Annotated in this window: 18 protein-coding genes; 10 read left to right on the forward strand and 8 right to left on the reverse strand. The window is 62.3% G+C overall.

Features of this window, described 5'->3' with window-relative positions:
* Positions 1-8: 8 nt before the first annotated feature.
* Positions 9-2,360, reverse strand: coding sequence for a xanthine dehydrogenase family protein molybdopterin-binding subunit (locus B5V02_RS28840; protein ID WP_111547411.1), 2,352 nt, complete (start codon positions 2,358-2,360; stop codon positions 9-11).
* A 117-nt stretch (positions 2,361-2,477) separates the two neighbouring features.
* Positions 2,478-2,978: a (2Fe-2S)-binding protein gene (locus B5V02_RS28845; protein ID WP_111547412.1), complete on the reverse strand. Its 501-nt coding sequence runs from the start codon at positions 2,976-2,978 to the stop codon at positions 2,478-2,480.
* Positions 2,979-3,226: 248 nt separating this feature from the next.
* Between B5V02_RS28845 and B5V02_RS28850 the strand changes: the two genes are divergently transcribed.
* The 5 genes from B5V02_RS28850 (at position 3,227) to B5V02_RS42790 (ending at position 8,405) form a co-directional block, all read left to right on the forward strand.
* Positions 3,227-4,411: an FIST signal transduction protein gene (locus tag B5V02_RS28850; protein ID WP_167458714.1), complete on the forward strand. Its 1,185-nt coding sequence runs from the start codon at positions 3,227-3,229 to the stop codon at positions 4,409-4,411.
* Position 4,412: 1 nt separating this feature from the next.
* Positions 4,413-5,753, forward strand: a complete 1,341-nt coding sequence (locus tag B5V02_RS28855) for a hybrid sensor histidine kinase/response regulator (protein ID WP_111547414.1) — start codon at positions 4,413-4,415, stop codon at positions 5,751-5,753.
* Positions 5,754-5,783: 30 nt separating this feature from the next.
* Positions 5,784-6,215: a hypothetical protein gene (locus B5V02_RS40235; RefSeq protein ID WP_146606172.1), complete on the forward strand. Its 432-nt coding sequence runs from the start codon at positions 5,784-5,786 to the stop codon at positions 6,213-6,215.
* A gap of 59 nt (positions 6,216-6,274) precedes the next feature.
* Entirely contained in the window at positions 6,275-7,801 is a 1,527-nt protein-coding gene (locus B5V02_RS28860) for an RHS repeat-associated core domain-containing protein (protein WP_111547415.1), read from the forward strand.
* 94 nt (positions 7,802-7,895) lie between these two features.
* The gene (locus tag B5V02_RS42790) at positions 7,896-8,405 is read left to right on the forward strand and encodes an imm11 family protein (protein WP_425374427.1); all 510 of its coding nucleotides are present in this window, start codon (positions 7,896-7,898) and stop codon (positions 8,403-8,405) included.
* 456 nt (positions 8,406-8,861) lie between these two features.
* On the opposite strand, the gene B5V02_RS28870 is transcribed toward B5V02_RS42790, so the two are convergent.
* Entirely contained in the window at positions 8,862-9,545 is a 684-nt protein-coding gene (locus B5V02_RS28870) for a response regulator (RefSeq protein WP_167458715.1), read from the reverse strand.
* A gap of 267 nt (positions 9,546-9,812) precedes the next feature.
* On the opposite strand from B5V02_RS28870, the gene B5V02_RS28875 reads away from it, so the two are divergent.
* From B5V02_RS28875 to B5V02_RS28885, 3 genes are all read left to right on the forward strand, one after another.
* Positions 9,813-10,508, forward strand: coding sequence for a fumarylacetoacetate hydrolase family protein (locus tag B5V02_RS28875; RefSeq protein WP_111547418.1), 696 nt, complete (start codon positions 9,813-9,815; stop codon positions 10,506-10,508).
* Positions 10,509-10,512: 4 nt separating this feature from the next.
* Positions 10,513-11,163: a maleylacetoacetate isomerase gene (gene maiA / locus B5V02_RS28880; RefSeq protein WP_111547419.1), complete on the forward strand. Its 651-nt coding sequence runs from the start codon at positions 10,513-10,515 to the stop codon at positions 11,161-11,163.
* A gap of 128 nt (positions 11,164-11,291) precedes the next feature.
* Entirely contained in the window at positions 11,292-12,332 is a 1,041-nt protein-coding gene (locus B5V02_RS28885; protein ID WP_111547420.1) for a zinc-dependent alcohol dehydrogenase family protein, read from the forward strand.
* A 112-nt stretch (positions 12,333-12,444) separates the two neighbouring features.
* Here B5V02_RS28885 and B5V02_RS28890 read toward each other — a convergent pair whose 3' ends face one another.
* A complete protein-coding gene (locus B5V02_RS28890; RefSeq protein ID WP_111547421.1) occupies positions 12,445-13,308 on the reverse strand; it encodes a DMT family transporter in 864 nt (287 codons plus the stop codon).
* 106 nt (positions 13,309-13,414) lie between these two features.
* On the opposite strand from B5V02_RS28890, the gene B5V02_RS28895 reads away from it, so the two are divergent.
* The gene (locus B5V02_RS28895; RefSeq protein ID WP_111547422.1) at positions 13,415-14,818 is read left to right on the forward strand and encodes an aminotransferase-like domain-containing protein; all 1,404 of its coding nucleotides are present in this window, start codon (positions 13,415-13,417) and stop codon (positions 14,816-14,818) included.
* Positions 14,819-14,834: 16 nt separating this feature from the next.
* Here the strand turns inward: B5V02_RS28895 and B5V02_RS28900 are convergent, their stop codons facing one another.
* Positions 14,835-15,725 carry a LysR family transcriptional regulator gene (locus B5V02_RS28900; RefSeq protein ID WP_111547423.1) on the reverse strand — a complete coding sequence of 297 codons (891 nt, stop codon included), beginning with the start codon at positions 15,723-15,725 and terminating at the stop codon, positions 14,835-14,837.
* 132 nt (positions 15,726-15,857) lie between these two features.
* Between B5V02_RS28900 and B5V02_RS28905 the strand changes: the two genes are divergently transcribed.
* A complete protein-coding gene (locus B5V02_RS28905) occupies positions 15,858-17,312 on the forward strand; it encodes an MFS transporter (protein WP_111547424.1) in 1,455 nt (484 codons plus the stop codon).
* Between the two features lie 23 nt (positions 17,313-17,335).
* Here B5V02_RS28905 and B5V02_RS28910 read toward each other — a convergent pair whose 3' ends face one another.
* The 3 genes from B5V02_RS28910 to B5V02_RS28920 form a co-directional block, all read right to left on the reverse strand.
* Entirely contained in the window at positions 17,336-17,833 is a 498-nt protein-coding gene (locus tag B5V02_RS28910) for a MaoC family dehydratase (RefSeq protein ID WP_111547425.1), read from the reverse strand.
* Between the two features lie 193 nt (positions 17,834-18,026).
* Complete coding sequence (locus B5V02_RS28915) at positions 18,027-18,455, reverse strand: phasin family protein (protein ID WP_111547426.1); 429 nt, start codon at positions 18,453-18,455, stop codon at positions 18,027-18,029.
* A 109-nt stretch (positions 18,456-18,564) separates the two neighbouring features.
* On the reverse strand, positions 18,565-19,860 hold the full coding sequence (locus B5V02_RS28920) for a DUF445 domain-containing protein (RefSeq protein ID WP_111547427.1): 1,296 nt from the start codon (positions 19,858-19,860) through the stop codon (positions 18,565-18,567).
* Between the last annotated feature and the right edge of the window lie 118 nt (positions 19,861-19,978).

Consider the following 19,978-nt stretch of genomic DNA (forward strand, 5'->3'; position numbering starts at 1 on the left):
CTTCCTCCTCAGTGTTTCGTCGTCGCACGAATCGCTGCCCACACGGTGGACGGCGATGCCGGCATGGCAAGATCGTTGCTGCCGATGGCGTCGGTGATGGCGTTGATCACCGCCGGCGGCGAGCCGATGGCGCCGGCCTCGCCGCAGCCCTTGATGCCGAGTGGATTGCCCGGGCATGGCGTGTTAGAGGTCGAGACCTTGAACGACGGCAGGTCGCCGGCGCGCGGCATGGTGTAGTCCATGTAGCTCGCGGTCAGCAGCTGGCCGCTGTTGTCATAGTGGGCGCCTTCGAGCAGCGCCTGGCCGATGCCTTGCGCCAGTCCGCCATGCACCTGGCCCTCGACGATCATCGGGTTGATGATGTTGCCGAAATCGTCGGCGGCGACGAACTGGATGATCTCGGTCATGCCGGTTTCCGGGTCGACCTCGACCTCGCAGATGTAGCAGCCCGCCGGGAAGGTGAAGTTCGACGGATCATAGAACGCCGTCTCCTTCAGCCCGGGCTCCATGCCGCCCGGCAGATTGTGGGCGGTGTAGGCGGCGAGCGCCATCTGGAACCATGGCACGTTCTTGTCAGTGCCGGCGACTTTCAGCGCGCCGTTCTCGATAATGATGTCGCCCTCGTCCGCCTCGAGCAGGTGGGCGGCGATCTTCTTGGCCTTGGCCTCGACCTTGTCGAGCGCCTTGACGATGGCCGACATGCCGACCGCGCCGGAGCGCGAGCCATAGGTGCCCATGCCCATCTGCACCTTGTCGGTGTCGCCATGGACGATCGAGACGGAATCGAGCGGCACGCCGAAGCGCTCATTGACCAGTTGCGCGAAGGTCGTCTCATGGCCCTGGCCATGGCTGTGCGAGCCGGTCAGCACCTCGATCGTGCCGACGGCATTGACGCGCACTTCCGCCGATTCCCATAAGCCGACGCCGGCGCCAAGACTGCCGACAGCCGCCGACGGCGCGATGCCGCAGGCCTCGATGTAGCAGCTCATGCCGATGCCGCGCAGCAGCCCCTTCTTGGCGGCGGCGGCCTTGCGCTTGGCAAAGCCGGCATAGTCCGACGCCTTCATCGCCGCGTCGAGCGAAGCGGCATAGTCGCCGGCGTCGTAGCACATGATGACTGGCGTCTGGTGCGGGAATGAGGTGATGAAGTTCTTGCGGCGCAACTCGGCGGGTGAGACGCCGAACTGGCGCGCAGCGGTCTCCATCATGCGCTCCATGACGAAGGTTGCTTCCGGCCGCCCTGCCCCGCGATAGGCATCGACCGGCGCGGTGTTGGTGTAGATCGCCTTCACATTGGCGTGGATGGCGGGGATGTTGTACTGGCCCGACAGCAGCGTCGCATAGAGGTAGGTCGGCGTCGCCGACGAGAACAGCGACATATAGGCGCCGAGATTGGCCTTGGTTTCGACCTTCAGGCCGAGGATCCTGTGATCGTTGTCGAAGGCCATTTCGGCATGGGTGTGATGGTCGCGGCCATGCGCGTCGGTAAGAAAGCTCTCGGTGCGATCGGCCACCCATTTGACCGGCACGCCGGTCTTCTTCGACGCCCACAGGCAGACGATCTCTTCGGGATAGATGTAGATCTTCGAGCCGAAGCCGCCGCCGACATCGGGCGCTATGACGCGCAGCTTGTTTTCCGGCGCGACATTGTAGAAGGCGCTCATCACCAGCCGCGCCACATGCGGGTTCTGTGACGTCGTCCAGCAGGTGTAATGATCCTCGGCCTTGTCGTAGTGGCCAAGAGCCGCGCGCGGCTCCATGGCGTTGGGCACGAGGCGATTGTTGATGATGTCCATCTTGACGACATGGGCCGCCTTCTTGAACGCCGCGGCCGTCTCGTCGGCATTGCCGATGTCCCAGTCGAAGATCAGGTTGTTGTCGGCCTCGGGGTGGATCTGCGGCGCGCCCTTGTCCATCGCCTTCGACGCATCGACGACGGCCTTGAGCTCCTTGTAGGTGATCTCGACCGCCTCGGCAGCGTCGCGCGCCTGGCCCTTGGTCTCGGCCACGACGACCACGACGGCATCGCCGACATAGCGGACCCGGTCGAAAGCGAGTGGCGACCACGCCCCCATCTTCATCGGCGAGCCATCCTTGGAATGGATCATCCAGCCGCAGATGAGGTTGCCGATGCCGTCGGCCTTGAGCTCCTTGCCGGTCAGCACGCCGATGACGCCGGGCATGGCTTGCGCCTTTTTGACGTCGATCTTCTTGATCTGCGCATGCGCGTGCGGGCTGCGCACGAAGGCCGCGTGCTTCATGCCGGGAACCACCATGTCGTCGACATAGCGGCCGGCGCCGGTGATGAATCGTTTGTCTTCCTTGCGCGCGACCCGAGCGCCAACACCTTCAATACCCATCAGAAATTCCTCCCGAAATTTTAGGGGAGCAGGTGAGTAGGGCAGTAAGGCAGTAGGGAAATTGGCTGCTGGTTCCCTACTGCCTTACTGCCTTACTGCCCTACTGCCTTGTCTATCTCACGCAGCCTGTTTCGCTTTGCCCTTCGACCCCTTGGACATCGTCTTCGATGCGGCGAGGATCGCCTTGACGATGTTGTGGTAGCCGGTGCAGCGGCAGATGTTGCCTTCGAGCTCGGTGCGCACCGTCGCTTCGTCGAGGCCTTCGGGGTGGCGGTTGATCATGTCGGTCGCCGTCATGATCATGCCCGGCGTGCAGAAGCCGCACTGCAGCCCGTGATGTTCCTTGAAGGCGGCCTGCACCGGATGCAGATCGGCGCCATTGGCCAGGCCCTCGATCGTCACCACGGTCGAGCCCGAAGCCTGCACCGCGAGCATCGAGCAGGACTTGACCGCCTTGCCGTCGACATGGACGACGCAAGCGCCGCATTGCGAGGTATCGCAACCGACATGCGTTCCGGTAAGGCCGAGATTCTCCCGCAGGAAGTGAACCAGAAGTGTTCGGTCCTCGGCAGCACCGCTGACCCGCTTTCCGTTCACCATCAACGAAACGTCCGACATGGTTCCTCCCTGGGTATCAACCTTGGTCATCACGCTGCCGACGCGGTGTTGGCGCTTCGGCCATGCGTTATTCGTACACTGCACAACGGACAAAAAACAGCACGTCTAAAAATCGTTACATTGTACTTTCGGTCATGGCCGAGCCCAAACGTGAAGCCCCGGTCGCCCCATTGCCAAAACATGGTTTGAGGGCAACAATGTTGTCAGACGCCCGCGCGCCCGACGCGCATAAAACAGCGTCGGAGGAAATGCGGAGAACGCAGCTGGCTAGTTCACGGACGCGCTATGCATGCGGCCTGTCGGCGCTCACCACGGATGAGCCCGACATGGACGCGTTCGCCACTGCGATCGCGTTGGAGGCCGCGGCAATCGATGCCGGCTTCGCCCTGCTGTTCTTTTCCCAGAGCCTTGTCGAGGCCGACACTCTTTCCCAGGCGCTCATGACTCACGCGCCGGCGCTCCACCACGCGGGCTGCTCGACCGCCGGCGAGATCACGCCGCAAGGCCTTGAGGACGGCCATGTGCTCGCCATGCTGCTTCCATCCGCCGCGTTCACCGCCGTCAGCGTGATGGTCGACAACCTGTCCTCGTCGGGCATGGACAGCATCACCAGCGAGGTCGAGGCTTTGCGGCGGTCGCTGCGCGCGCACCTGGGTTGCGACCGCACCAAAGGCACGTTCGCACTCTGCTTCATCGACGGGCTCTCCTATGCCGAGGAAGCGGTGAGTTCGGCCATCCATTGGGGCCTCGACGACATACCGCTGCTCGGCGGCTCGGCCGGCGATGACCTGAAGTTCGAGACGACGCGCCTGATCTGGAACGGCAAGGTCACCTCCGACAGCGCCATCATCGTGCTGATCGCCACCGAAATTCCCTTCCACGTCTTCAAGACCGACAATTTCGTTCCCACCGATGAAAAGCTGGTGGTCACGGCGTCCGATCCCGATCACCGCATCGTTAGCGAGTTCAACGCCACCAATGCAGCGGAGGAATATGCGGCGTCCGTCGGCATTGTCCCGCAGACGCTGACGCCGCTGAGTTTCGCCTCGCATCCGGTGGTGGTGAAGGTGGGCGGCGAATATTATTGCCGGTCGATCCAGAAGATGCATCCCGACGGCTCGCTGTCGTTCTTCTGCGCCATAGACGACGGCGTCGTGCTGTCGATCGCCCAGCCCAAGGACATGGTCGAATCGACGCGCGCGGCACTGCGGGATGTCGAGGAGCGGCTTGGCGGCATCGACATGATCCTCGGCTTCGACTGCGTGCTGCGCCGGCTGGACGCGCGCAACCGCCAGGTCTTTCGCGACATCTCGGAGCTCTACCGGGTCAACAATGTCATCGGCTTCGGCACCTATGGCGAACAGTACCGGTCGATGCATTTGAACCAGACCTTCACCGGCATCGCCTTTGGCCAACGACAGGCGGCGGAATAAGATGCCGCTGAGGGACATAAACGACCTTGAAAAGCTGAAGAAGATCAACGCCGCACTTGTCAGCCGCGTCGAGCGCTCGATGGACCAGCAAGGCAATGCCTTCTCGCTGTTCCAGACCGCGATTTCGCTGGAAAATCGGGTGCGTACGCGCACCGAGGAGCTGCACTCGACCCTGCGCCGGCTGGAGCAATCGAACATCGACCTCAGCGCCGCCAAGGAAAACGCCGAACTGGCGAACCTGTCCAAGACCCGCTTCCTCGCCGCCGCCAGCCACGACGTGCTGCAGCCGCTGAATGCCGCCCACCTCTCGGTTTCGGCGCTCGCCGAAGTGCAGACCAGCGACGAAGGCAGGAAGCTCGTGCGGCAGGTCGAGCGCTCGCTGGAGACGATGGAGGACCTGCTGCGCACGCTGCTCGACATCTCCAAGCTCGACGCCGGCGTGGTGCAGGCCGAGACCGGCGACGTCAGCCTGGAGGCGCTGTTCTCGTCGCTGCGCTCGGACTTTCAGCCGGTGGCGGAACTCAAGGGACTGTCGCTGAAATTCCGGCCGGTCAACGCCGTGGTCCGCTCCGACCGCACGCTGCTGCGCCGCATCCTGCAGAACATTCTCTCCAATGCGCTGGGCTATACACGCTCGGGCGGCGTGCTCGTCGGCACCAGGCATCGCGGCGACACCATCCGCATCGACGTCGCCGACACAGGCTGCGGCATTCCCGAAGACCAGCGCGAGGCGGTGTTCGAGGAATTCCACCGCGGCACCTCGTCGGCCAATGCAGAGCTGGACGGCGGCGGTCTCGGGCTCGGGCTTGCCATCGTGCGCCGCATGGCCAGCGCGCTCGGCCATCCCGTGACATTTTCATCGAAGGTCGGCCGCGGCACGATCTTCCACATCGATGTTCCCGTCGGCATCGGCGCCCCGGCCGACGCCATCGCCAACAGCGCCGACATGGAACGGCCGCGCGGCTACGGCCTGTTCGGCACCAAGGTGCTGCTGATCGAGAACGATGTCGAGGTGCTGCAGGCCATGACCTTCCTGCTCGAGCGCTGGCAATGCCTGGTGCGGGCCGCGACCTCGACCGACGACGCCCTCGACATGCTTGGCGACACCGACTGGGTGCCCGACATCGTCATTGCCGACCAGCATCTCGACGGCGGCGATCTCGGCACCGCCACCATCGCCGAGGTCCGCGACTATCTCGGCCGCGCCGTGCCGGCGCTGATCGTCACCGCCGACAGTTCGGAAGCCGTCGCCAAGGCGGCGCGCGCGGGCGGCATCGAACTGATGCGCAAGCCGCTGAAGCCGGCACAATTGAGGGCGCTGCTGGCGCATCTGCTGGCTTAGATTCCCTCACGAAGGAGCGGTGGGACCGGAATGACTAATACAATTCTTAGCTATCTGGGAAAGCCGGTATCGTTACTTTTGACGTCACCACCGTTTAAATCCTGGAAATTCAAAAAAACTGTTGATGATGACCTTCCAGAAATCCGTATAAATTACGTTTCTGCACGTAATAAGTTTTCTATCATCTGCGATGATGATGAAAAGATAGACACCATATTCATAGAATCTGGCAATTTGGATCGAGATCTCTTTAGTATCCCATTTTTATGGAGTCGCGACGACGTGCTGAGTAACCTTGGTGCGCCCTCGAAAAGCGGCGAGGCGCGGAGAGATCCTATTTTGGGCGAATATGGCCCCTGGGACCGATTTGACGAGGCGCATCATTCAATACATGTCTCATATCAAGCCCATGCAGATCGGATAAGGATGGTAACGCTGATGCGCGCTGACGTGGTGCCCTGAGCAACCGAGGAATACGCGCCTCGCGCGACCTTCGTTGCGAATTACGAACTACAGTTACAGTGCACTTTTACCATACCCCGCTCGACCATCGTTGCACTCCACCCGCACACTTTGCGCGAAAAAATAGTGCACTGTCACCGTATTCCGGGCGGACGCCCGCCGACAGCTGGACCTATGTCTATGACGGCGCCGACCGGCTGACCTCATCCAACAATGCCGGCAACAACGCGCTCGACGAAAACTTCGTCTATGCCGCCAACGACAACATGACCTCACGGACGCGGGTGGGCACCTATGTCTACCCCTCGGGGGGCGCACCTCGTCCGCATGCGCCAACCTCGGTCGGCACCAAGACGCTGGCCTATGACGCCAATGGCAACATGACATCAGACGGCTCCAGAACGCTGGTCTGGGACGAGGCCAATCGGCTGAAGACCATCACGCTCTCATCCAACACCGTCAATCTCGCCTATGGACCCGACGGGGCTCGGGCGAAGAAGACCTCCGCTTTCGCCACCACGCTCTATCCCGACGCGTCGGTCGAGATCGATCCGAAAACACCGGGGGCGGAAATCTACACCCGGTATCCCCATCCTGACGTCAAGGTTGTCAACGGCGCCATATACTTCCTGCACCGCGATCACCTGGCCTCGGTCCGCATGGTCACCGATGCCGCGGGCGCCATTTTCGAGCAGACCAACTACGCCACCTATGGCGAACGCCTCAACACAGGCTTCCAGACGCAGAAGGGCTACATCGGCGAGCGCTTCGATCCCGAGACCGGGTTGCTCTATCTCAATGCACGATACATGGATCCGGTGCTGGGGAGGTTTATTTCGCCGGACGATTGGGACCCGACATTGCCGGGCGTCGGTACCAATCGGTATGCGTATGCCGGAAATGATCCAGTCAATAAGGCGGACAACAATGGGCACGCAGACGGCGATCCTGGGTACTGGGGTGGGGGCCCAATTGGGCCATTCGACACCGGCTATCGCAACGCAGACGTAGCGCTCAATTCAGTCGCGTCTGCGATGAACATGGTCGCAGGTCCCATCGTTGAGGTAGGCGCCGCGTATGACCCATATGCAGACGTCGTCACAAATTTCTCGAATACCACACCCACCGCTTTCGATGACACATTCGCAGCATTCGGAAAATATACCGCAACCGCTGCGGTTTCCGCAAGAATGGGATGGCCGGCAAGGATAGACGATCACCACATCATATCCAATACATTTAGAAACCATCCTTTGATAAAGGCCCTGGATATTAACTTAGACGCTAAGGAAAATCTTATGCCTGCTCTTCAGAGAGGATTTACTGACGCCCATCGCGTGTACAATGCCGATGTTCGCCGCCAGCTAGATACGATAAATCACTTGCTGGAGACACGCCAAATTACACCTGATAAAGCACGTCAAGAAGTGGCTGCGCTTCGATCTCGGATGAAAGAGTACGTTGAAAAAAATCCTGATGCGTTGACAAAGGCAAAACCAGAAACGACAACAGATAAGCAAACAACAACAGAAAAGTCGGATGGGAATAGTGGGTTCGGTGTAAATGATTCAGTTCCAAATAAGTAGTTAATGGTAGAGAACGAATATGGCATGGGTATGGTACGATAGACTGGATACGGATTTTGAGCCAGCGGAGTTCGACTACAATTCTCCAGTGAGAATGGCAGACACATTGACGTCAGTTCCAATTGATCCAATTTTGGGGCGCCCGCTGTATCGGGCTAAATCAAACTTGAAAAATTTCGAGAGCCTCCATTGTCCACCCACTGGAGACCCCCCGGCCGTTGACTTAATATGGCAAGAAATCATTTTACGATTTGTACCAAAGGAACTTGTTCAATTTTTGCCGATAACACTGATGGCTAGAGATGGCGAAACTCAAAAATTCTCCTGGGTTCTTCCATTCGGCCGGGTGCGCTGTATAGATCCTGATCGGTCTGGCGTAACAAGCAAAATAGAAAAGCCGGATATAACTCTTATAATTTCATGCAACTATTATGTTCACTATGAAAAATGCTTGGGAAGCACGCATTTGGCTCGGGATGAACAGCAGCTAAACCACATAGTAATTTCGGACGAATTGAGAAACGCTCTGGCTGAAACTGGCGAATCGGGTATGTTTTTCCGACCAGAAGACATCCCAACAATGGGTCGACGAATTGTCAACTAGCTGCTTTATTTTTGCCGCCCACCACCGAATTCGGATTGGATCGAATTATATACTCTGCCATCACTGGGGTGTTTGACGCTGGGCGAGCGTATTTCAGAGAGCAACCGACCGCCCCGTGCATCTCTTAGATTGCAGTGACAAAATTATGGTGACAGTGCTGGACTGCACCCCGTAAGTGAGACACGTCAATTTCTGTGACAGGTTATCGTGGACGATGACCAATGACAGACAAAATGACGTTTAGAACGTCTCCGACGCCCTTTAACTTGGCGGCGATCAAGCGGCTTGAGGCGGGGAGGCTGTGTTGCCTTTGCCGCGCGAGCTCGGTGTTTCGCGCAAACTTCTGCATAACTAGCGCAAGGCATGCGGCCTGCCGCGCCACGTGAAGCATGGCCAGCGCTGCCCCCACCCCGCTCCACTTCGCGTATCGACCCTCCCCACGGTGGAGAGTAAACCTCAAAACCCCGCCTGATCGCGAAACAATTCCGCATTGTCCAGCTTCGACACCTCGATCACCGCTTGCGTTCGGCTGTAGACATTGAGCTTGCGCAGGATTTCCGACACATGCGCCTTCACCGTGGTCTCTCCCACCTGCAGCTCGTAGGCGATCTGCTTGTTGAGCAGGCCCTGGCGCAGCATCTGCAGCACGCGCAGCTGTTGCGGCGTCAGCGTCGACAGGCGCTGCACCATGTCGGCGCGGTCGATGCTGTCGGCGTCCGGCGTGCGGCCTTCATAGGTTTCCGGCACATAGATCGCGCCTTCCATCACCGAGCGTATGGCGGCGGCGAGGTCGCTTTTGCGCGCCGATTTCGGGATGAAGCCGGCAGCGCCATAGGACAGCGCTTCGGAAATGATCTTCGGCTCCTCGTATCCTGAAACGATCACCACCGGCAGGCGCGGATAGCGCGTCCGGAGCTGCAACAAGCCTTCGAAGCCGTGCACGTCGGGCATGCTGAGGTCGAGCAGCGCCAGATCGAACGGCTTGGCGCCGGCCAGAAGATCGAGCGCCTCGGTGATCGAGCGCGCCTCCACCGTGTCGACTTCCGGATAGGCCATCTGCACCGCGCTGTGCAGCGCCTCGCGAAACAGCGGGTGATCGTCGATGATCAGGAACCGGGCGCGATCGTGGATTGCTGTCATGGGGTTCATTTCAGTTCAGGAGCGGTTAATGCATGTCGCCCAAAAGTGGCCCCGGTTTTGGGTGAACGCCATGCATGAGACAAAAACCTAACGCGCGGCGCCTCAATCCGTTTCAAACGCGACGCGCTTTAGAATAACCTCGCCACCATGGCCAGATTATTGCCAAATAGTATATCGCCATCTCCGTCGGAAAGCGCCGCCGGCGCTTTCTCGATTGCCCGGGCGCCCAAATCGGTCGAATGTCCCGGCAACCAAGCAGAGACCCGCATGACAAAATTCGTCCTTCCCTCGCCCGCAATTTCATCGGTGGCCGTTGCAGGTTCGCCTGAACGTTTTGCGGTGCGCCGCATCTTCTGCGTCGGCCGCAATTACGCCGCCCACATCCGCGAACTCGGCAATGACGAGCGCGATCCGCCCTTCTTCTTCACCAAGCCGGCCGACGCGGTGGTCGATTCCGGCGCCACAATCCCCTACCCGCCGCTGACGGCCAATCTGCACCACGAGATCGAGCTGGTTGCCGCGATCGGCAGACCGGGTTTTCGCATTGGCCGCGAACAGGCACTGGATCATGTCTGGGGCTATGGCGTCGGCATCGACCTCACCCGCCGCGATCTGCAGGATGAAGCCAAGAAGATGGCGCGGCCCTGGGACTGGTCGAAGGCGTTCGACCGCTCCGCGCCTTGCGGCCCGCTGGTCCCCGCGGCGAAATCCGGCCACCCGCAAAAGGGCCGCATCTGGCTCGCCGTCAACGGCGAGGTCAGGCAGGATGCCGACCTCGCCGAGCTGATCTGGCCGATCGCCGATATCGTGTCGATCTGCAGTGAGGCGATGGAGCTCGAGCCCGGCGACCTGATCTTCACCGGCACGCCGGCCGGCGTCGGCGCGGTCGGCCCGGGCGACACGATGACCGGCGGCGTCGACGGCATCGGCACGATCGAAGTGACCATCGGCCAGCCGAAGTGAGCGCATGAGCGACATCGTCCTGCACAACTACTATCGCTCCTCCACCTCCTATCGGGTGCGGATCGCGCTGGAGATGAAGGGGCTGAGCTACGACTACGTCCCCCATCATCTGCGCCATGGCGAGCATCTGGAGCCAGCCTATCTCGCGGTCAATCCGCAGGGTCTGGTGCCGGCGCTGGTCTGGAACGATGGCACGCTGCTGACGCAATCGCTGGCGATCATCGAATTCCTCGACGAGACCAGCCCCGAACCGCCACTGCTGCCGAAGGACGCGCTTGGCCGGGCGCGGGTCCGGATGCTGGCGCAGATGATCGCCTGCGACATCCATCCGGTGAACAATCTGCGCGTGCTGACCTCCCTGCGCACCCTGTTCGGCGCCGGCGACCAGGACATCACCAACTGGCTCCGCCACTGGGTGAACGAAGGCTTTCAGCCGCTCGAAAAAATCCTGGCTGCCTCGGCCGAGACCGGCACATTCTGCCATGGTGAGGCGCCGGGCCTGGCCGACATCTGCCTGGCCGCGCAGGTCACCAACAATGCCCGCTTCGGCGTCGACATGACGCATTACCCGACGATCGCGCGCATCAACACCGCCTGCATGGCGCTGCCGGCCTTCCAGAAGGCAGCACCTGAGAACCAGATCGATGCCGAATAAGGCCGCCGACGCCTAGCGTCAGCGCGCCGGCGCGACCGGCCGGTCCGTCTGGCGGAATCGATTTCCGCTTGACCGGACAGGGAATCGGCTATCGTTTCCTGCAGGGCGTGTGAAGGTGGGAGTTGCCAATGAAAGCCGTCGTGTTCGAGAAATTCGGCGAAGCGCCGACGATCCAGACCGTTCCCGATCCGAAGCCGGCCGCCGATGGCGTCGTCATCAAGGTTGAGGCGACCGGGCTGTGCCGCAGCGACTGGCACGGCTGGATGGGCCATGACGACAGCATCCGGCTGCCGCATGTGCCGGGCCATGAGCTGGCCGGTGTCGTGGTGGCAGCCGGCAAGCATGTCACCCGCTGGAAGGCCGGCGAACGCGTCACCGTGCCGTTCGCCGTCGGCTGCGGCCGCTGCTTCGAATGCTCATCGGGCAATCACCAGGTCTGCGAGCATCAGACGCAGCCCGGCTTCACCGGCTGGGGTTCGTTCGCCGAATATGTCGCCATCGAACACGCCGACACCAATCTCGTGCGCTTGCCCGACGAGATGGAGTTCGCCACCGCCGCCAGCCTCGGCTGCCGCTTCGTCACCTCGTTTCGCGCCATCGTCGACCAGGGCCGGGTTACACCCGGCGAATGGGTGGCGGTGCATGGCTGCGGCGGCGTCGGCCTGTCGGCGATCATGATCGCCAGCGCCATGGGCGCCAATGTCATCGCCATCGACCTCACCGACGAGAAGCTCGATTTCGCCAAAAAGATCGGCGCGGTCGCCACCATCAATGCGTCCAAAACGCCGAATGTGGTCAAGGCCGTCAAGCAGATCACCAATGGCGGCGCCCATATGTCGATGGACGCACTCGGCCACCCCACCACCTCGTTCAACTCGATCGCCAATCTGCGCCGGCGCGGCCGCCATGTGCAGGTCGGCCTGATGCTGGGCGAGCACGCCCGCCCGCAGGTGCCGATGGACAAGGTGATTGCCTTCGAGCTCGAAATCCTCGGCAGCCACGGCATGCAGGCCTACCGCTACCAGGCGATGATGGAGATGATCCGCACCGGCAAGCTCAAGCCCGAACTGCTGGTCGGCAAGAAGATCAGCCTCGACGAGGCGCCCGCGGCCTTGATGGCGATGGGCGGCTTCGAAGGCATCGGTATCGGTGTGGTGACGAAGTTCTAAAGCAATTCCAGGAAAAGTGTGACGCGGTTTTCCCGGGAAAAGCGCGTAGTGCTTTCCCTTAGGGAATTGCGTCAAAACAAAGAGACACTGTGACGGGAGCCGCCCTCCCGAACTATCTCGCAAACTTCTTCGCGCCGAACACGCACAGCACCACGCCGAGCGTGACGACGACCATCAGCGAACTGACCTGCTCATGCAGCAGCGTCGCCGCCAGCATGAGGCCGAAGAAGGGTTGCAGAAGCTGCAACTGCCCGACGGCGGCGATGCCGCCTTGCGCCAAGCCGCGATACCAGAAGACGAAGCCGATCAGCATGCTGAACAGCGACACATAGCCGAGACCGATCCAGGCGTTGGAGCCGACGCCGGCAAAGGATGGTGGCAGCGTCGCGAAAGTCAGCACCAGCATGATCGGCAGCGACAGCACCAGCGCCCAGCAGATCACCTGCCAGCCGCCGAGCTTGCGCGACAGCGCGGCACCCTCGGCATAGCCCAGGCCGCAGGCGACGATGGCGGCCAGCATCAGACCGTCGCCGACCGGCGAGGCCGTCACGCCCTGCATCAGGGCAAAACCCGCGACGAGCGCGCTGCCCACGCACGAAAACAGCCAGAACGCCGGGCGCGGACGATCACCGCCGCGCAGCACGCCGAAAATGGCCGTCGCCAGCGGCAGCAGGCCGACGAAGATGATGGAATGGGCCGTGGTGACGTGCTTCAGCGCCAGAGCGGTCAGCAAGGGAAAGCCGACCACCACGCCAAGGGCTACGATCGCCAGCGACAGCAGATCCCCGCGCTCCGGACGTTTCTGCCGGAACAGGAACAGCATTGCCAGACCAAGCAATCCGGCAATCGCCGCTCGGGCCGACGTCAGGAATATCGGATCGAAATCCATCACCGCCACACGCGTCGCCGGCAGCGAGCCGCTGAAGATCAACACGCCGATGAATCCGTTCACCCAGCCGCTCGCGGTCTTGTCCATTGCAGGCTCCATTTCTTCCGCCCTCTATCGGGCCGCCACCTATGGCGTCACCAGAGACAATGGAGTACAATTTCACAAAACTGTAATGGTAGATCGAGCAGTACGGATGACGGAACTCACGCTGGAAACTGAAGGCACACTCACCCTGGTCGAGAGCGTGATGGCGACCATCCGCCAGCGGATTGCCGCGCGCAGCCTGACCCCCGGAGCGCGATTGCCGTCGATCCGCGCCTTTGCCAAATCCATGCAGGTGTCCAAATCCACCGTGGTCGAAGCCTATGAGCGGCTCGCCGCCGAAGGCGCGATCCGTTCCCGGCCGGGCTCAGGCTTCTATGCCGCCGGCTCGCTGGCGCCGCTGTCTCTGGCCGAGATTGGCCCGCGGCTCGACCGCGCCGTCGATCCGCTCTGGATCTCGCGCCAGTCGCTGGAAGCAGGCGATGACAGTCTGAAACCCGGCTGCGGCTGGCTGCCGGCCGCGTGGATGCCTCAGGCAGGATTGCGCCGCGCGCTGCGCACGGTGGCGCGTGCCGATGATGTCGCGCTCGCCGACTACGGTACGCCGCTCGGCCTGCCGCCGCTGCGGAACCTGCTGGCGCGGCGCATGGCCGAACATGGCATCGAAGCCTCTCCCGAACAGATCATGCTGACGGAATCGGGCACGCAGGCCATCGACCTCCTGTGCCGTTTCCTGATCGAACCCGGCGATACAGTACTGGTCGACGACCCCTGCTATTTCAATTTTCACGCTTTGCTGCGCGCCCACCGGGCCAAGGTCGTCAGCGTTCCCTACACGCCGTCCGGGCCTGATATCGACCTGTTCGCGCAGGCGTTGGCCGAGCACCGGCCGCGCCTCTACATCACCAATTCCGCCATCCACAACCCGACCGGCGCGATCCTGTCGCCGGTCACGGCGCACCGGCTGCTGAAGCTCGCTGACCAGTCGGAATTGACCATTGTCGAGGACGACATCTTCGCCGATTTCGAACATGCGCCCGCCCCCAGGCTGGCGGCGTTCGATGGCCTGAGCCGGGTCGTCCAGATCGGCAGCTTCTCCAAGACGCTGTCGGCGTCGGTTCGCTGCGGCTACATCGCGGCGCCCCGCAACTGGATCGAGCGCCTGACCGACCTCAAGATCGCCACCACCTTCGGCGGCGGCCGGCTGGCGGCCGAACTGGTGCTGACCCTTTTGAAGGATGGCAGCTACCGCAAGCACATGGATCTGCTGCGGGCGCGGCTTTCGCGCGCCATGGGCGAGACGAGCACCCGCCTGAAGGCAATCGGCATCACGCCCTGGATCGACCAGCCGGCCGGGCTGTTCCTGTGGTGCGGCCTGCCGGATGGCGTCGATGCGGCCGAAGTCGCCCGCCGCGCCCTGGCCGACAACGTCGTGCTGGCGCCCGGCAATGCGTTCAGCCTGTCCCAGACAGCCAGCCGTTTCCTGCGCTTCAACGTCGCCCAGTGCGCGGACGAGCGGATTTTCAAGGTGCTTGAGGCGGCGATGGCGCGGTGATGTTGCGCGGTGTCGGTCAGCGGGCCGCACAAACCTCACGCACGCAGTCGCGCAACCACCGCTGTGCCGGATCGGCATCGAGACGCGGGTGCCAGAGCATGGAGATGGTGACCCCCACGGTGGCGACCGGCAGCGGAAAACTGTGCATGCCGGTGCGTGCGCCTTCCGTATGCCGCTCGGGCACGCTGGCGATCAGGTCGGATGCGCGCGCCATGGCAAGCGTGGCCGAAAAGCCGGAAACCATGCACACGACTGTCCGCTGGAGGCCAAGCCGTTCCAGGGCTTCATCGATCGGCCCTTTCTCGCGGCCACGCCGCGAAACACTGATGTGGCGGCCGGCGGCGTAGCGCTCCGGCGTCACGACGCCCTCGCTCAGGGGGTGGCCAGATCGAACGGCACCGATGAAGCGGTCGCGAAACAGGGCCTGGATGCGCATCTCGGGTCCGGTTTGGCCGGCGACGCCGATTTCCAGGTCAATCGCCGCCTCGCGCAGCGAAGTGACATCCTTGTCGAACTTCGGCGCGAAACGCAGCCGCACGCCAGGCGCCTCCGCTTCGATGCGGGCGACAAGGCGCGGCGCGAACTCCTCGACGAAGCTTTCATTGGTGCGCAGCGTGAAGGTCCTGGCGAGGCCCGAAAGGTTGAGGAGCTTGGCAGGGCGCAGCAGTGCTTCCGCATCCTGAACGACGCGACCAGCCTGCTGCTGCAACTCCTGCGCATGCGGTGTCGGAACCAGACCGCGGCCGGCGCGAACCAGCAGCGGATCGCCCGTTGCCTCGCGCAGCCGCGCCAGCGTCCGGCTCATCGCCGAGGGACTGAGGTGCAGCCGGCTGGCGGCGCGCGCCACGCTGCCTTCGGTTAGCAGTATGTCGAGAGCGACGAGCAAATTGAGATCGGGCGATACCATCGGCCGATCATAGCATGGGATATGGCGTTTGGTGCATGAATAAGATGCAAATGCTGCGCCTTCCGCCACATCAGCCAAGAGACTAGATCTCGCATAGCTCCGGTTCTGGAGGCCGATGAAAAGGAGGTCGCCTTGGCAATCGCTGAGCAAAATCGGCGCGTATCGGCGCCGCCACAAGTCCAATCCGACCGCTGGGCGCTGGCAAGCCTTTCGCTCGCCACGCTGCTGTCGTCGCTTGGAACCAGCATTGCCAGCGTCGGCCTGCCGGCGCTGATGCAGAATTTCGGCGCTTCGTTCCAGTCGGTGCAGTGGGTTGTTCTGGCCTATCTGCTCGCCATCACCACATTGATCGTCAGCGCCGGACGGCTGGCCGACATATTCGGGCGCCGGCCGTTGCTGCTTGGCGGCATCGCGCTGTTCACGCTGGCATCGGTACTCTGCGGCCTCGCGCCAACACTCTGGCTGCTGATCGCCGCGCGGGCCGTGCAAGGACTTGGCGCGGCGCTGATGATGGCGCTGACGCTGGCTTTTGTCGCCGAAACCGTGAGCAAGGCAAAAACCGGCAGCGCCATGGGCCTGCTCGGCGCCATGTCCGCGATCGGCACGACACTTGGGCCGTCGCTCGGCGGCATTTTGATCGCCAGTCTCGGCTGGCGATCGATCTTCCTTGTCAATGTCCCGCTGGGTGTCCTGACCCTCGCTCTCGCCTATCGTGCCTTGCCGGCCCGCAGCAAGGCAGCCCAGACTGATCGAGGCAAGTTCGACGCCGTGGGCACCGCCTTGCTGGCCCTGACGCTGGCCGCCTATGCGCTGGCCATGACGCTTGGCAGAGGCGATTTCGGCGCGCTCAACCTCGGCCTGCTGATAGCTGCCGGCATCGGCGTCATCCTGTTCGCCGCTGGGCAGGCGAAAGTGAAAAACCCCTTGATCCAGTTTGCCGGCTTCCGTGACCTCCAGCTGAGCGCCAGCCTCGCCATGAGCCTCATCGTCGCAACCGTGATGATGGCGACCCTGGTGGTTGCCCCGTTCTATCTGTCACGCGCGCTTGGGCTTGATGCCGCAATGGTCGGCGTGGTGCTGTCGACCGGTCCGCTTGTCTCGACCCTGGCGGCGCTGCTGGCCGGACGCCTGACCGATCGCTTCGGAGCCCACAGGATGATGGTCGCCGGCCTGCTCTGCCTCGCTACCGGCACTTTCCTCCTGTCGCTCGCCATGACGAAACTCGGCATTGCCAGCTATGTCGTTCCGATCACTGTCACCTGCATCGGCTACGCGCTGTTCCAGACGTCCAACAATGCAGCTGTCATGACCGGTGTTGGCGCTGGCGAGCGCGGCGTCGTCTCCGGCCTGCTCAATCTTTCGCGCAATCTCGGCCTCATCACCGGCGCGTCATTGATGGGTGCCGTCTTCGCCATTGCATCGGCCGAGGAACGGCAAGGCATTGGCCAGGATATTCTGAGTTCAGAGGCCGCCGCCCACGGGATGCAGGTCACCTTTCAGACCGCAACGGCGCTGGCGCTGGTCGCGCTGTTCCTTGCACTGCTCTCGGCCCGCGCCGCTGGCCGCGCAGAGTCCAGAGTTTCGTAACGCACGACCTGACTGCCGGCCGTTCAGGCCCCTGCCCGCTTGCGGCGCTCGTAGAGCATGACCAGTGTTTCGGCTGTCAGGGCGGGCTTTTCCTCGCCTTCGATCTCGACGGTATTGGCCGCCTTCATCAGATACTGGCCAGGCCCCCTGTCCTCCATCGAAAGAAGAGTAGAGCGCAGCCTGATGCGCGCCCCGACCTTGACCGGCGCCAGGAAACGCACCTTGTCGAAGCCATAGTTGAAGGCAGCCTGGGTGTTTTCGGGCACGATGCCCATGTCGAGTGCCAGCGCGCCGATGATCGACAGCGTCAGGTAGCCATGCGCGATCGTCGTGCGGAACGGGCTTTGCCGTCTCGCCCTCTCGGGATCGACATGGATCCATTGATGGTCGCCGGTGCATTCGGCGAACTGGTCGATACGCTTCTGGTCGACCGTCGTCCACTCCGACACGCCAAGCTCCTGCCCGACCATCGCCCTCAATTGCTCGTAGGTCGGCGGCGTCTTGGGCCGTATTTCAGTCATTCCTGGTTTCCCGATCGCTTCCAACGCCTCCGGACCACGAACTGGCGGCCCCTGTCAATTCGCTCTGCGCGAATCCGTTCCGCCCATTTCGGCCGCAATCGTGCCATGCCGCCCGCGCAGTGGCAGGGCAAATCGGAATTTCCTGGCTTTTCGGGTTGCCGGCGGCAAACAAAGCCACCTTGGCTGGAGACCGCTACTTCTTGTCGTAGCCGGCGCGGATTTCCTCCATCGCCTCCTTGATGCGCGTGCGCAGGATGTCAATCGATTCGGTGCCGGATTTTCTGACCAGTTCAGCCACTTCGCCGGCATTCTTCAACGCGGCCTCGAAGGACTTCTTGGCGAACTCCGTCTGTTTGGTCATCAATTCCTGCGGATTGCCCGGCGCTCTGTAGCCTTGCGCCATCTCGGTGACTTCGCGCAGCGTGTCCTGCAGCATTTCGCGCTGCCTGGACAACAGCGAGGATGCGCCGGCGGCACTGGCTCGGGCCGATTTCTCCAGCGCTTCGAGGTTCTTGCGATGATGCGCGAGGATTGCCTCGACATCGACGTTGGGCACTTTCAGGTCTCGGCCGAACTTGCCGAACATATCCATGAAGGAATCGGATTCCGGTTGCTTGGCCATGATGGTATTCTCCCCCTGTCGCCGCCGATTGGGCTCCCGGACGGGAGAATAGCACCGAAGTGCCGGGTGTCCATTCGAACGCAGTGGAATCGGCCCAGGCTCGAACGCGTCAGCCGACGAGGAACAGCCGCTCAGCAACATAGAGCACGACACCGGCAAGCCCACCAATGATCATGCCGTTGAAGCGGATGTATTGCAGGTCCCTGCCGATGTTCATCTCGATCAGCCGCGTCAGCTGCGCCAGGTCCCAACGCTTGACCTGGTCAGCGATGAATTTCGACACGCCGCTCTTCTGGCTCTCCACGAACGAAGCCAGCGCCACCACGAAGCCCTGGTTCATGTCGGCTCGAATCTGCGCATCGCCGGCAAGATGGCGGCCGACCTCGACGAACATGTTGGCGAGATGCGAACGGATAATCGACTCGGGCGCCTTGGCGTCCTGCTCGATGAACTGGCTGAGGCTCGCCCACATGTCGCCGGCCAATCCCTTGACCTCCGGCCGGGCGAGGAAATCGCGCTTCAGCTTCTCGGCACGTTTGGCATATTGCTTCGATGTCCTGAGCTTCTCGATGAAGGCCCGCGCGAAACGGTCGAATTCGGCGCGCATCGGGTGGTCGGGATCGGCCCGCACCTCGTCGAGCAGCGAGCCGGCCGAGGCGACGATCTTCTTCAGGAGATAAGCGTCGGCGCGGAACAGGTTGAACAGCGACGGCAGTTCCTCACGGATCTTCTCGCGCATCGTCGCCAGCGCCTGCTCGTCGTTGAGGAACCGGCCGATCACCTTGGTGAATTCGTCGAACAGTTTCTGGTGACGGCGATCGTCGGTAAGCGCCGACAACAGCTCGGCGGCCAGCGGCGCCAGCGGCACCTTTTCGATCTGCTCGAGCATGCGGCTGGTGACGAAGCCACGCAGGCCGGATTGCTCGACAGCGGCGAGCGTCTGCGGCACCAGCCGCACGACGAAGCGCGACAAGCCGGCGGCACGTTCGGCGTCGGCGAGCCAGTCGGCGACGAGCGCCGAGAAATCGACCTCGGCAAGCTTTTCACGCACCGGTTCCGGAGCCAGGAAATTGACCTCGATGAAGCGGCCGAGATTGTCGGCGATGCGGCTCTGGTTCTCGGGGATGATGGCGGTGTGCGGGATCGGCAGCCCCAGCGGCCGCCTGAACAGCGCCACCACCGCGTACCAGTCGGCCAGACCGCCGATGGTCGCGGCCTCCGCAAAGGCAGCGACGAAGCCGAGCCACGGATAGGTGGTCTCGAACGATTTGGCGACCGCAAACACCAGCACGCAAACCGCCAGTGCCGCCGCCGCGACGAACTTTGTCCACCGCAAGGCGGAAAGCTTGGCATCCGCGTCGGCATCGAAACGGACAGACGCCAGGGACTGGGCCGATTGTGACATGGATGAGCCGCTCCTCGTCAATCTCGGGCCTATTTAGTGTTTCATCAGGCAAAATGCCCGTGACAGCCGGTTTCGCCCGCGCCTTGCCCGGCTGCGCACACAAAGTTGACGAGAATGT

This window comes from Mesorhizobium kowhaii, from assembly GCF_003253745.1.
GTDB classification, from domain to species: Bacteria; Pseudomonadota; Alphaproteobacteria; order Rhizobiales; family Rhizobiaceae; genus Mesorhizobium; species Mesorhizobium kowhaii.

Excerpts from the sequence above, each read along its gene's own strand:
- B5V02_RS28900 (WP_111547423.1), bottom strand. The coding sequence starts at position 15,725 with ATGGTATCGCCCGATCTCAATTTGCTCGTCGCTCTCGACATACTGCTA.
- B5V02_RS28855 (WP_111547414.1), top strand. The coding sequence starts at position 4,413 with ATGCCGCTGAGGGACATAAACGACCTTGAAAAGCTGAAGAAGATCAAC.
- B5V02_RS28840 (WP_111547411.1), bottom strand. The coding sequence starts at position 2,360 with ATGGGTATTGAAGGTGTTGGCGCTCGGGTCGCGCGCAAGGAAGACAAA.
- B5V02_RS28890 (WP_111547421.1), bottom strand. The coding sequence starts at position 13,308 with ATGGACAAGACCGCGAGCGGCTGGGTGAACGGATTCATCGGCGTGTTG.
- B5V02_RS28895 (WP_111547422.1), top strand. The coding sequence starts at position 13,415 with ATGACGGAACTCACGCTGGAAACTGAAGGCACACTCACCCTGGTCGAG.
- B5V02_RS40235 (WP_146606172.1), top strand. The coding sequence starts at position 5,784 with ATGACTAATACAATTCTTAGCTATCTGGGAAAGCCGGTATCGTTACTT.
- B5V02_RS28885 (WP_111547420.1), top strand. The coding sequence starts at position 11,292 with ATGAAAGCCGTCGTGTTCGAGAAATTCGGCGAAGCGCCGACGATCCAG.
- B5V02_RS28910 (WP_111547425.1), bottom strand. The coding sequence starts at position 17,833 with ATGACTGAAATACGGCCCAAGACGCCGCCGACCTACGAGCAATTGAGG.
- B5V02_RS28850 (WP_167458714.1), top strand. The coding sequence starts at position 3,227 with ATGCGGAGAACGCAGCTGGCTAGTTCACGGACGCGCTATGCATGCGGC.
- B5V02_RS28870 (WP_167458715.1), bottom strand. The coding sequence starts at position 9,545 with ATGACAGCAATCCACGATCGCGCCCGGTTCCTGATCATCGACGATCAC.
- B5V02_RS28875 (WP_111547418.1), top strand. The coding sequence starts at position 9,813 with ATGACAAAATTCGTCCTTCCCTCGCCCGCAATTTCATCGGTGGCCGTT.
- B5V02_RS28915 (WP_111547426.1), bottom strand. The coding sequence starts at position 18,455 with ATGGCCAAGCAACCGGAATCCGATTCCTTCATGGATATGTTCGGCAAG.
- B5V02_RS28920 (WP_111547427.1), bottom strand. The coding sequence starts at position 19,860 with ATGTCACAATCGGCCCAGTCCCTGGCGTCTGTCCGTTTCGATGCCGAC.
- B5V02_RS28845 (WP_111547412.1), bottom strand. The coding sequence starts at position 2,978 with ATGTCGGACGTTTCGTTGATGGTGAACGGAAAGCGGGTCAGCGGTGCT.
- maiA (WP_111547419.1), top strand. The coding sequence starts at position 10,513 with ATGAGCGACATCGTCCTGCACAACTACTATCGCTCCTCCACCTCCTAT.
- B5V02_RS42790 (WP_425374427.1), top strand. The coding sequence starts at position 7,896 with ATGGCAGACACATTGACGTCAGTTCCAATTGATCCAATTTTGGGGCGC.